Source organism: Streptomyces sp. NPDC102270 (genome assembly GCF_044766405.1).
Taxonomy (GTDB): Bacteria; Actinomycetota; Actinomycetes; order Streptomycetales; family Streptomycetaceae; genus Streptomyces.
The window spans coordinates 231619-243931 of sequence record NZ_JBIWLX010000008.1 but is presented as its reverse complement, the minus strand read 5'-3'; the positions used below and the strand labels follow the sequence as shown (position 1 = coordinate 243931).

General features: G+C 72.4%; 5 protein-coding genes. 2 read left to right on the top strand and 3 right to left on the bottom strand.

Annotated elements, in window-relative coordinates; genetic code table 11:
• Positions 1–8 precede the first annotated feature (8 nt).
• From ACIRP7_RS18450 to ACIRP7_RS18440, 3 genes are all read right to left on the bottom strand, one after another.
• Positions 9–3545: a UvrD-helicase domain-containing protein gene (locus ACIRP7_RS18450; RefSeq protein WP_403660149.1), complete on the bottom strand. Its 3537-nt coding sequence runs from the start codon at positions 3543–3545 to the stop codon at positions 9–11.
• Positions 3546–3655: 110 nt separating this feature from the next.
• The gene (locus tag ACIRP7_RS18445) at positions 3656–7087 is read right to left on the bottom strand and encodes an ATP-dependent helicase (protein WP_403660146.1); all 3432 of its coding nucleotides are present in this window, start codon (positions 7085–7087) and stop codon (positions 3656–3658) included.
• 275 nt (positions 7088–7362) lie between these two features.
• A complete protein-coding gene (locus tag ACIRP7_RS18440) occupies positions 7363–7749 on the bottom strand; it encodes an MGMT family protein (RefSeq protein WP_403660143.1) in 387 nt (128 codons plus the stop codon).
• 186 nt (positions 7750–7935) lie between these two features.
• Here ACIRP7_RS18440 and ACIRP7_RS18435 point away from each other — a divergent pair, with 186 nt between their 5' ends.
• Complete coding sequence (locus ACIRP7_RS18435) at positions 7936–10644, top strand: lysylphosphatidylglycerol synthase domain-containing protein (RefSeq protein WP_403660140.1); 2709 nt, start codon at positions 7936–7938, stop codon at positions 10642–10644.
• 82 nt (positions 10645–10726) lie between these two features.
• Positions 10727–12271, top strand: a complete 1545-nt coding sequence (locus tag ACIRP7_RS18430) for an alpha/beta hydrolase (RefSeq protein ID WP_403660137.1) — start codon at positions 10727–10729, stop codon at positions 12269–12271.
• The last annotated feature ends 42 nt before the right edge of the window (positions 12272–12313 follow it).

Genomic DNA, 12313 nt, shown 5'->3' with positions numbered 1-12313 from the left:
TCATGAGCCTATCGGCCCGCACCGACATCCTCGGTGGGCGGTTCCTCACAGTTCGCCGGCTCGAAGCCGTCCGATCGCCCTCCCGGTTCCTGGGTGAGCAGCCGCTCCAGGGCGGCCCGGTCCGGCAGGTTCCTGGGGCGTACGACGTCTCCGGTGCGGACGTACAGGAACGCCGCAGTGACCGATTCCACAGGCACGCCCTGCCGCTCGGCCCAGGCCAGCCGGTACACGGCGAGCTGCAGGGGGTCGGCGGTGCGGGTGCGGCCGGTCTTCCAGTCGACGATCTCGTACGTCGTGGTGTCCCCGTCGCTGTGCCGGTAGACGGCGTCGATACGGCCCCGGATCACGCGGCCCGCGATGGCGAGCTGGAAGGGCGTCTCGAGGCGGTAGGGGGTGCGGTGGGCGTACTCGGTGCGCTCGAAGGCGTCCTTGAGGGCTTCCAGGTCGCGTTCGTCGGCGATCTCGGCGTCGCTGCCGGGCAGGTCGTCCGGCTCCAGCATGGGCAGGGTCAGGGCTTCGAAGCGGGCCTCGACCCAGGCGTGGAAGCGGGTGCCCTGACGTGCGGCGGGTTGCGGAGGGCGCGGCATGGGGCGCGCGAGTTCCTGCGCGAGCCCATCGGGGTCGGCGGCCAGGCGGAGCACCTGGGACGCGGTGAGCGACGCGGGCAGGGGTACGTCGGTGACCGCTTGCCGCGTGCGCAGCAGTTCGCCGGTGAGAGCGTCGAGGTCGCGGTCCCAGGAGGCGATGGCGCGGGCTTCCTCCGGGGTGAGGGGTTCCGGTTCCGCGGGATGGGGGCGTGCCGGTGCGGTGACGGGCTCCGGGGCGGTGGCCTGGTGCGGGACGGCCGGGCGGTCCGTCGTGAAGGTGTCCCAGTCGTCGGGGGCGTCTTCCCCGACGGTCTCGTCCTCGAAAGGGGACTCCTCGGCGTACGGCGGTCCGTCGCCGTACGGCGCCTCGTCGTCGTCCGGCGGCGGGGGCCAGTCCGGATCGTCGTAGGTGTCCGGGTCGTGTACGGCCGCGGGGTGGGTGCCCGGGTGGGCGGCGAGGTCCTCCAGGTGGTCCAGGACCGTCTGGGCGGCAGCCCGGCGTCGGGCCAGGGCCCTGTCGTCCAGAGGGAGGGGCCAGATCTGGTCCTCGGTCCGGGTGTGCAGCGCGGGGTTCTCCTCGTCCTCGGCGGGCTCGTCGGCCCATGCCTCGATCTCGCCGTGGCCGGTCGTGCAGTGGTCGTGCAGGGCCTGGAGGAAGTCGGACGGTCCCCGGGGCTTCTTCTGGGTGGGCCCCCACCAGTGGCCGGAGCCGAGCAGGAGGGAGCGGGGGCGGGTGAAGGTGACGTAGCCGAGGCGGAGTTCCTCGGTGTGCTGGTGGTCCTTCATGGCCTCGTGGAAGGCCTTCATGCCCCGTGCGTCCCAGGAGGTGACGTCGGGGAGGGTGTCTCTGTCGCCGCGCAGCGCGTGCGGCAGCACCTTGCCCTGGGCGGTCCACTTCTCGCGTCCCTGGCTGCTCGGGAACGTCCCGGTGACCAGGCCGGGGACGGCGACGACGTCCCACTCCAGGCCCTTGGACTTGTGCGCGGTGAGCACCTTGACGGTGTTCTCGCCACCGGGCAGGGCGTTGTCGAGGCCCTTCTCGTACTGGGCGGCGGTGCGTAGGAAGCCGAGGAAGGCGAGGAGGCTCGCCTCGTTGTCCCCGGCCGCGAAGGAGGCGGCGATGTCGAGGAAGTTGGACAGGGTTTCGCGGCGGCGGGCGGCCAACGCGTGCGGGGACGCCGAGAGTTCGACCTCCAGGCCGGTGACGGCGAGGACGCGGTGCAGGACGTCCATCAGAGGGTCGGCGAGAGAGCGGCGCAGATCGCGCAGTTCGGTGGCCAGGCGCGCGAACCGCACGCGCGCGTCCGGTGAGAAGGGCAGCCCGTCGTCGTCCTCGCCGTCGCTGTAGAGGGGCGTCTCCAGGAAGGTCTCCAGGGCGTCGGCGAGCGATATCACCTCGGCCGGGTCGACCCCCTCGACGGCCTCGGCGAGCCGGCGGTCGGGGTCGTCGCCGCCGTCCACACGCGTGTGGGACACCAGACGCCGGGCGCGCCTGCCGAGGAGGGCGAGGTCACGCGGGCCGATCCGCCAGCGCGGGCCCGTCAAGAGGCGGACCAGGGAGGCGTTGGCGCCGGGGTCCTGGAGGACCTCGCAGACGGCGACCAGGTCGGCGACCTCGGGCAGGTGCAGCAGGCCCGAGAGGCCGACCACCTCCACCGGGACGTCCCGCTCGACGAGGGCGCCCTGGATCTCGGCGAAGTCGGTCGCGGTGCGGCACAGGACGGCGATCTCGCCGGGCGCCTTTCCGGTCCGTACGAGATGGGCGATCGAGTCCGCGAGCCAGTCCATCTCGTCGGCGTGGGTGGGCAGGAGGGCGCAGCGCACCATGCCGTCGCGTTCGGCGCCGGGGGCCGGGCGGAGGGCCTCCACGCCCGCGTGCATGGCGCGCAGGGGCTCGGCGAGGCCGTTGGCGAGGTCGAGGAGACGGCCGCCGCTGCGGCGGTTCTCGCTGAGCGCCTGGCGGGTGGCGGGGCGGCCGTCGGGGTGGGCGAAGTGCTCGGGGAAGTCGTCGAGGTTGGCGACGGAGGCTCCCCGCCATCCGTAGATGGCCTGGCAGGGGTCGCCGACGGCGGTGACCGGGTGGCCGGTGCCGCCGCCGAACAGACCCGCCAGCAGGACGCGCTGGGCGACCGAGGTGTCCTGGTACTCGTCGAGCAGCACCACCCGGAACTCGTCCCGCAGGATGCCGCCCACCTCGGGAATCCCCGCGAGGCGCGCGGACAGGGCGATCTGGTCGCCGAAGTCGAGCAGGTCGCGTTCGCGTTTTGCGGCCCGGTAGCGGACGACCAGGTCGGCGAGTTCACGGCGGGCGGCGGCCGCCTCGGGGACCTTGCGCAGGGCGTCGTTGGTGAGCTTTGCGCCCTGGAGGGTCAGCAGCAGCTGGGCGTCGTGGGCGCGCACCTGCTCGGGGCGGACCAGGTGCTCGGCGAGTTCGGCGTCGAGGGTGAGGAGGTCGCTGACCAGGTCCGCGAAGGAGCGGGTCAGGGCCGGGTAGGGGCCGGGGGCCTCGCGCAGCACGCGCGCGGCGAGCTGGTAGCGGGTGGCGTCGGCGAGGAGGCGTGAGGTCGGTTCGAGGCCGATGCGCAGGCCGTGGTCGGTCAGCAGGCGGCCCGCGAAGGCGTGGTACGTGGAGATCACGGGCTCGCCCGGCGGGTTGTCCGGGTCGATGACGTCGGGGTCGGTGACGCCCGCCTTGACGAGTGCCTTGCGGACGCGCTCGGCGAGTTCACCGGCGGCCTTGTTGGTGAAGGTGAGGCCGAGGACCTGTTCGGGGGCGACCTGGCCGGTGCCGACCAGCCAGACCACGCGGGCCGCCATCACCGTCGTCTTGCCCGAGCCGGCGCCGGCCACGATCACCTGCGGGGCGGGCGGCGCGGTGATGCAGACCGTCTGCTCCGGGGTGAACGGGATGCCGAGGAGCTCCTTGAGCTGATCGGGATCGGTGATACGGGCGGGCATGTCGCAGAGGCTAGCGGCGCGCACTGACAGCGGAGGACGAATCGCCCTTCGGGCCGGAGGATGCGCAGGTCAGCACGCGTGGTGCGACTGATCACACCGGCATGTTCACCTCACTCCACAACCTGCCGGCCCTCGGGCTGGGCGCTGCACGACGCCCGGAACGCGCAGTGGCTGCAGTGCTGCCCGGCGTTCGGGGTGAACCGTTCGTCGAGGACCTTGCCGGCCGCCGTGGCGAGCAGGTCGCCGACCCACTCCCCCTCCAGCGGCTCCTGCGCCTGCACCTTCGGCAGCGTCTCGCCGCCGTCCCGCTTGGGGGCACCCTGCCGCAGGTGGACGAGTTCGGCGCCGCCCGGCTCGGGCCGTACGCCGTCGAAGGCCTCGTCGACGGCGCCCTCGCGCACGGCGAGCTGGTAGACGGCGAGCTGGGGGTGACGTTCGACTTCGGCGGAACTCACCGGCTGTTTGCCGGTCTTGAAGTCGACGACGTACGCGCGTCCCTCGCCGTCGGTCTCGACGCGGTCCATCTGGCCGCGGATGCGTACCTCGACCTCGCCCGCTTCGAGGGTGACGTCGAAGTCGTGCTCGCTGGCCACCGGGGTGCGGCCGGTGCGGTCCATGACGTGCCACTTCAGGAAGCGTTCGAGCGCCACGCGCGCGTGCTCCTTCTCCTGCGCCGACTTCCAGGGCGCGTCGAAGGCGAGCGCGTTCCACACGGAGTCGAGGCGCTCCATGAGCACGTCGAGGTCGGCGGGGGTGTGCCCGGAGGCGACCTCGTCGGCGAGGACGTGCACGACGTTGCCGAAGCCCTGGGCGACCGTCGCGGGCGCGTCGGCCTTCACCTCGCGGCCCAGGAACCACTGGAGGGCGCAGGTGTTGGCGAGCTGGTCGAGGGCGCTGCCGGAGAGCACGACGGGCTGGTCGCGGTTGCGCAGCGGCACCTTGGACTCGGTCGGCTCGAACATGCCCCACCAGCGGTAGGGGTGCGCCGAGGGGACGAGCGGGCGGCCGTCCTCGTCGGCGAGGGCGGCGAGCCGGGCCAGCCGACGGGCGGCGGCCTTCCTCAGGGTGTCGGAGACGCGCGGATCGACGGTGGTGGCGCGAAGTTCGGCGACCAGGGCGGCGACCGACAGGGGGCGGCGCGGGCGGCCGGTCACGTCCTTGGGTTCGACGCCGAGTTCGGTCAGGAAACGGGAGGGCTGGTCGCCGTCGTCGGCCGGTGCCTTCACCGCCGTGACGACGAGTCGCTCACGCGCACGCGTGGCGGCCACGTAGAACAGGCGGCGCTCCTCGGCGAGCAGGGCGCCCGGGGTGAGCGGTTCGGCGAGTCCGTCACGGCCGATGCGGTCGGCCTCCAGGAGGGAGCCGCGGCGGCGCAGGTCCGGCCACAGACCTTCCTGGACGCCCGCGATGACGACCAGCCGCCACTCCAGGCCCTTGGAGCGGTGCGCGGTCATCAGGCGGACGGCGTCGGGGCGTACGGCACGCCGGGTGAGGGTGTCGGCGGCGATGTCCTCGGCGTCGATCTCCTCCAGGAAGTTCAGGGCGCCGCGGCCCCCGGTGCGCTCCTCCGCGCGCGCGGCCGTCGCGAACAGTGCGCACACGGCGTCGAGATCCCGGTCCGCGTTGCGCCCCGCGGCGCCGCCGCGCCGGGCGGCCCGCTCCAGACGCGCGGGCCACGGCGTGCCCTCCCACAGGTCCCACAGCGCCTCCTCGGCGCTGCCGCCGTTCGCGAGACGCTCACGGGCCTTGCCGAGCAGCGCGCCGAGCCGCTGGGCTCCGCGCGCGTACGCGGGGTCGTGCACGGCCAGGCGTTCGGGCTCGGCGAGTGCCCGCGCGAGCAGCACGTCGGAGGGCGGCGGCAAAGCGTTGCCCGCGGCCCGCTCCTCGTCCCGCAGGGCTCGCCCGAGGCGGCGCAGGTCGGCGGCGTCCATACCGGCGAGGGGGGAGGCGAGGAGGGTGAGGGCGGTCTCGGTGTCCAGCCAGGAGAGCTCCGCCGGCGGTGCCTCGGAATCCGACGGCACCTCCTCAGGAGCGGCCTGCTCGTCCGACGACGGTTCCGCGGACGCGGCTTCCTCGTCCGACGACGGTCCCAGGGACGCGGCGTTCTCGTCGGGCCGTGCCTCTTCAGGCCCCACGGCACTGCCCGCGGCCTCCGCCATGGCCACCGCCCTGAGGGCCGTCAGCAGGGGTGCCACCGCGGGCTCGTGCCGCAGTGGCAGGTCGTCGCCGTCGATGTCCAGGGGCACGCCGGCCGCGGTGAGCGCGCGGCGCACGGTCGGGATCGTGCGGGAGCCCGCGCGGACCAGGACGGCCATATCGCCCCAGGGCACACCGTCCTCCAGGTGTGCCCTGCGCAGGATGTCCGCGATGTTGTCCAGCTCCGTGCCGGGGGTCGGGAAGGTGTAGACGTCGACACGCCCCCCCTCGCGGACCGGGGCGAGCTCCCGATGGGCGCGGACCTTCTCGGCCGGCAGCCGGGTCAGGGGCATGCGCTGGGTCACCAGGCGGGTCGCGGCCAGCAGATCGGAGCCGGAGCGGCGGGAGGTGCGCAGGACCTCGACAGGGGCCGTGCGGCCGTCCGCGCGCGGGAAGGCGTACGGGAAGTCGAGGATGCCGTTCACGTCCGCGCCTCGGAACGCGTAGATCGACTGGTCGGGGTCGCCGAAGGCGACGAGGGTGCGGCCACCCCCGGCGAGCGCCTGCAGCAGCCGTACCTGGGCCGGGTCGGTGTCCTGGTACTCGTCGACGAACACGGCGTCGTACTGGGCGGCGAGTCGCCCGGCCACCTCGGGGCGGTGGGCGAGGAGCACCGCGCGGTGGACCAGTTCGGCGTAGTCGAGGACGCCCTGCAGGTCGAGGACGTCGAGGTACTCGGCGAGGAAGGCGGCCGCGGCCCGCCAGTCGGGGCGGCCGATACGGCGGGCGAAGGCGTCCAGGGCTCCGGGGCCGAGGCCCAGTTCGCGGCTGCGGGCGAGGACCGCGCGGACCTCGTCGGCGAAGCCCCGGGTGGTCAGACAGGCGCGCAGTTCGTCCGGCCAGCGCACGTGCGCGAGTCCGAGCCGCTCCAGGTCGGGCTGGCCGGCCAGCAGTTCGCGCACGGTGACGTCCTGCTCGGGTCCCGACAGCAGCCGCAGCGGTTCCACGAACAGGTCGCTGTCCTGGTGGGCGCGGACCAGGGCGTAGCAGAACGAGTGGAAGGTCGTTGCCTGCGGGGCGCGCGCCGCTCCTATGCGCAGCGCCATGCGGTCGCGCAGTTCGACGGCCGCCTTGCGGCTGAACGTCAGCACGAGCACGCGCGCGGGGTCCCCTCCACGGGCGATTCGTGACGCCACCGACTCGACGAGGGTGGTGGTCTTGCCGGTGCCCGGACCTGCGAGAACGAGCAACGGTCCGGTTCCGTGCTCAACCACGGCGCGCTGTGCGGCGTCCAGACGAGGGGGATCCACGCGGGCCCGTGGGGTACGCACCAGTCGATAAGCGCCACGGGCCCCCTGTCGCACCTGGGAGTGCGACAGACGCCTGGTGGAGGAAGAGGAGCTCACGTGGTTCGCCGGTCCTGGTGGGTGTGCTGTCGGGCGGCCCGCCGCGCGTGGAGGGCGGTGGACGGGGGGTGAGGGGGACGTGTGCAGCCGACGCTACGCCGACGCCGAGTATGGAAGCAGGGCTTCCGCTTCTTCCCGCGCGACCCGTGCGGCCCACGCGACGCTTGCGACTCGTACGTCCCTCACCCCACGAACGTACGGCATGCCACAGACGTGCCCAGTTTCCCCCGTACGGGCCTCAGGGTGCTCCCGGGCCCGCGGGATGGCGGAAGCTGTCAGGTGTGACCCTCCGCCCGATCGCCGCCGTCCCAACGCGCCCGTCTCATGTCGAGGCGGGGCAGATGGCCGTCGGCGGCTCTGCTCGCCTCCTTCAGGGGCGTGCCCTCGGCGCGGTACCGGTCGAGCGCCCGCAGTTCGTGCCCCGGGAGCAGGACGCCGTCCGCGCGGACCACCCGCCACCAGGCGACAGCTCCCCCGTACAGGGCCATGACCCGGCCCACCTGGCGCGGGCCGCCCTCCTCCAGCCACTCGGCGACATCGCCGTATGTCATGACACGCCCAGGCGGAATGCGTTCGGCGACGTCGAGGACCCGCTCGGCGTACTCCGGCAGCGCGTCCGCGTACTCCGGGTGGGCGTCCTGAGGAAGGCTCTGCTCGCTCATCCGCCCCATCCTGCACCACCCCACCGACAATGTGACGGGCTCGCGACGGTGCGTATCCCTCGCCCGGTGACGGCGCTTCCGGCAGACTGTGCGCCCCCGCATGTGCACCCTGACATCCCCGCGTGTCGGTGGGGCATGCCACCATCGTGCGGGCGGTGACTGGTGATACGAGATCAAGAAGAGACGATGAAGCCACAGGGTGTGCACCCGGAGGGCGCCGAGAGCACCTCTGACGCTTCGTCGCGCCCCGACACCGCCGCCGCGGACGGCAAGGAAACCGACGACTGCGTCGAGGAGGTGCACGCCGACGAGGTCGAGAGCGACGAACCGCTGCTCCCCGCGCGCGTGCACCGGCCCTCCGACCTGATGCGGCTGCTGGTCGGCGTGCTGGCCATCGTCGTGCTGCTCGCGATCGCCGCGTTCGCGCACGGCACCACCTCCGGTCTCGAACAGGACATCAACAAGGGCACCGGGCAGGCGCCCGACCTGCTCATCAAGATCGCCGGTCTCGCCTCCAGCATCGCGATCCTCCTGGTCCCGGTCGCGTTCGCGATCGAGCGGCTGATCAAGCGTGACGGGCTGCGGATCGCCGACGGTGTGCTTGCCGCGGTCCTCGCCCACGGTGTGACGCTCGCCACCGACCTGTGGGTCGCCAAGGGCGCACCGGGCTCGATCCAGGAGGCGCTCACCCAGCCCTCCCCCGGTGACGTCCACGCCCTCACCGACCCGGTGCACGGTTATCTGGCGCCCGTCATCGCCTATATGACGGCCGTCGGCATGTCCCGCAGGCCGCGCTGGCGGGCGGTCCTGTGGATCGTGCTGATGCTCGACGCGTTCTCGATGCTCGTGACCGGCTACACCACACCGTTCTCGATCATCCTGACGGTGCTGATCGGCTGGACGGTCGCCTACGGGACGCTCTACGCGGTCGGCTCGCCCAATGTCCGGCCCACCGGGCAGACGCTGATCGCCGGCTTGCGGACCGTCGGCTTCCACCCCGTCAGCGCGGCCCGCGAGGAGGTGTCGGAGACCGCGGAGAACGGCGACCGCGGCCGGCGCTACTTCGTCACCCTGGAGGACGGTCCGCCGCTGGACGTGACGGTGGTCGACCGGGAGCGGCAGGCGCAGGGCTTCTTCTACCGCGTGTGGCGCAATCTCACGCTGCGCGGCTTCGCCACCCGCAGCAGCCTCCAGTCGCTCAGGCAGGCGCTGGAGCAGGAGGCGCTGCTCGCCTACGCGGCGATCGCGGCCGGCGCCAACGCGCCCAAGCTGATCGCCACCTCCGAACTCGGTCCCGACGCCGTGATGCTCGTGTACGAGCACACCGGCGGGCGCACGCTCGAGTCACTGGCCGAGGACGAGATCACCGACGAACTGCTGCGCAACACCTGGCGTCAGGTGCAGGCGCTGCAGTCGCGGCGCATCGCGCACCGCAGGCTCGCGGGTGACGCGATCGTGGTGGATCGTTCCGGCGCGGTGATCCTCACCGATCTGCGCGGTGGTGAGATCGCGGCGAGCACCCTGCTGCTGCGCATGGACGTGGCCCAGCTGGTGACGACCCTGGGGCTGCTGGCGGGTGCGGAGCGCGCGGTGGCCTCGGCGGTCAGCATCCTGGGTCCCGACGCCGTGGCCGACTGTCTGCCGATGCTCCAGCCCATCGCGCTGACGCGCTCCACGCGCGCGACGCTGCGCAGACTGGCCAGGGAGCGGGCCCAGCGCGAGCGCGAGGCCGTCCTCGAGGCGTCCCAGCAGGCCAAGCAGGCCCGTCTGGAGGAAGCGCCGGACGACGCCAGGCCCGTACTCGAAAAGCCCGACAAGAAGACGGCCAAGGCGGAGGCGCGGGCGGAGAAGCGGGCCATCGACGACGCCATCGAGGAGGCGCGCGAGGAGGACCTGCTGACGCAGATCCGCCACCAGGTGCTGCTGATCAGGCCGCAGGCGCCGGTCGAACCGGCCCGTCTGGAGCGGGTCAAGCCGCGCACCCTGATGAGCTTCATCGCGGGTGCCATCGGCGCGTACTTCCTGCTGACGCAGCTCACCCACATCGAGTTCGGGCCCCTCGTCGCCAACGCCGAGTGGGGCTGGGTCGCCGCGGCCGTGCTGTTCTCGGCGGCCAGCTACTTCGCCGCCGCCATGGCGCTGCTGGGCTTCGTGCCCGAGCGGGTGGGGTTCCTGCGGACGGTCGCGGCCCAGGTCGCCGGTTCGTTCGTGAAGATCGTCGCACCGGCCGCGGTGGGCGGTGTGGCGCTCAACACCCGCTTCCTGCAACGCCAGGGGGTGCGGCCGGGGCTCGCGGTGGCGAGTGTCGGGGCCTCGCAGCTGTTCGGGCTCGGCTGCCACATCCTGATGCTGCTGTCCTTCGGCTACCTGACCGGTACCGAGAAGACGCCGTCGCTGTCGCCGTCCCGGACCGTCATCGCGGGCCTGCTGACGGTGGCGGTGCTCGTGCTCGTGGTCACCTCGGTGCCGTTCCTGAGGAAATTCGTCGTCACGCGCGTGAGGTCGCTGTTCGCGGGTGTCGTGCCGCGCATGCTGGACGTGCTCCAGCGGCCGCAGAAGCTGGTCACCGGCATCGGCGGCATGCTGCTGCTGACGGCCTGCTTCGTGATGTGCCTGGACGCCTCGATCCGCGCCTTCGGCCAGGAGGGGACGTCGCTCAGCATCGCCAGCGTCGCCGTCGTCTTCCTCGCCGGCAACGCGCTCGGTTCGGCGGCCCCGACACCGGGCGGTGTGGGTGCGGTGGAGGCCACGTTGACGGTCGGTCTGATCGCCGTGGGTCTCCCCAAGGAGGTCGCCGCCCCGGCCGTCCTGCTGTTCCGTCTGCTGACCCTGTGGCTGCCGGTGCTGCCGGGCTGGCTGGCCTTCAACCAGCTGTCCCGGAAGGGCGCTCTGTAGCGCGTCCCACCCGAGCCGCGGTACGTACCTCGTACGGCTCGCGCCCCGAGCGCGCCCACGCGCGCGACCGCAGGATGGGATCATGCCCAACCCCCCTCACCTGCGCCTCGCCGCCCTGACCGCCACCGCCCTTCTGCTGACCTCCGCGCTGGCGGGCTGCGGCGACGACTCTCAGGACGAGGACCTGTCGGCCCAGGAACTGAGCTGGAAGGACTGCCCGGCTCCCTCCGCGGCCGAGGGCGGCGGTGACGCCCCTTCACCGCTGCCGGGTGGTGAGGAGTGGCAGTGCGCCACCCTCAAGGTCCCTCTCGACTGGGCGAAGCCCAAGGGCGACACGATCGGCCTCGCGCTGATCCGGGCGAAGGCCAGCGGCGCCGAGACCAAGCGCATCGGCTCGCTCGTCTTCAATTTCGGCGGTCCCGGCGGTTCGGGCGTCACCACGCTGCCCGCCTTCGGCTCGGACTACGCGAAACTGCGCACCCGCTACGACCTGGTGAGCTTCGACCCGCGCGGTGTCGGCCGCAGCGCCCCGGTGGAGTGCCTGAACGACCCCCAGCTCGACGCGTTCTTCGAGCAGGACGGGACCCCGGACGACGCGGCCGAACGCGCCACGTTGCTGGACAACACCAAGGAGTTCAACGCGGCCTGCGAGGAGAACTCCGAGAAGATGCTGCCGCATGTCCGCACGACCGACGCCGCCCGCGACCTGGACCTGATGCGCCAGGTCCTCGGCGACGCCAAGCTGCACTACTTCGGCGTCTCCTACGGCACCGAACTCGGCGGCGTCTACGCCCATCTGTTCCCGAAGCGCGTGGGGCGTGCCGTCTTCGACGCGGTCGTGGACCCGACGCAGAACAGCGAGCAGGGTTCGCTCGGACAGGCCGAGGGCTTCCAGCTCGCGCTCGACAACTTCGCCGAGGACTGCACCTCGCAGCCCACAGACTGCCCCCTGGGCGACACCGCGCAGGACGTCAGGAACCGCATCGCGAAACTGCTGGCCGACCTCGACCGCAGGCCGATCCCCGGCATCGGGCAGCGGGTGCTGACCCAGACCGCCGCGACCAACGGCATCGCGCAGGCCCTGTACTCGAAGGACTTCTGGGAGTACCTCACCGAGGGCCTTGAGCAGGCGTACGCCGGTGACGGCAGGGTCCTGATGCTGCTGTCCGATTCGATGAACGGGCGCAGCGAGAACGGCGAGTACAGCAACATCGCCGCGGCCAACATCTCCATCAACTGCGCCGACGACAAGCCCCGGTACACCACCGCTCAGGTCGAGCGGAAGCTGCCCGAGTTCCGTGCCGCGTCACCACTGTTCGGCGACTTCATGGCCTGGTCGATGGTGACCTGCACCGACTGGGCCGTTCCGGGAGCCGCCGACCATCCCGACGTGAGCGCCACCGGCTCGGCGCCGATCCTGGTCGTGGGCAACACCGGGGACCCGGCGACCCCGTACGAGGGCGCCCGGAAGATGGTGGAGGCCCTCGGCGAGGGCGTCGGCGTCGAGCTGACGTACAAGGGGCAGGGGCACGGGGCGTACGACAGCAAGAACAAGTGCGTGCAGGACGCGGTGAACGGCTATCTCCTCAACGGGAAGGTCCCGACGGCCCGGACCGTCTGCTCGTAGCGCCCGGTCGGCCAAGCCTCAGCGAAACTTCCTGGTCAGAGG

Coding starts and splice junctions, on each gene's coding strand:
- ACIRP7_RS18430 (WP_403660137.1), top strand. CDS start 10,727: ATGCCCAACCCCCCTCACCTGCGCCTCGCCGCCCTGACCGCCACCGCC.
- ACIRP7_RS18440 (WP_403660143.1), bottom strand. CDS start 7,749: ATGAGCGAGCAGAGCCTTCCTCAGGACGCCCACCCGGAGTACGCGGAC.
- ACIRP7_RS18435 (WP_403660140.1), top strand. CDS start 7,936: ATGAAGCCACAGGGTGTGCACCCGGAGGGCGCCGAGAGCACCTCTGAC.
- ACIRP7_RS18450 (WP_403660149.1), bottom strand. CDS start 3,545: ATGCCCGCCCGTATCACCGATCCCGATCAGCTCAAGGAGCTCCTCGGC.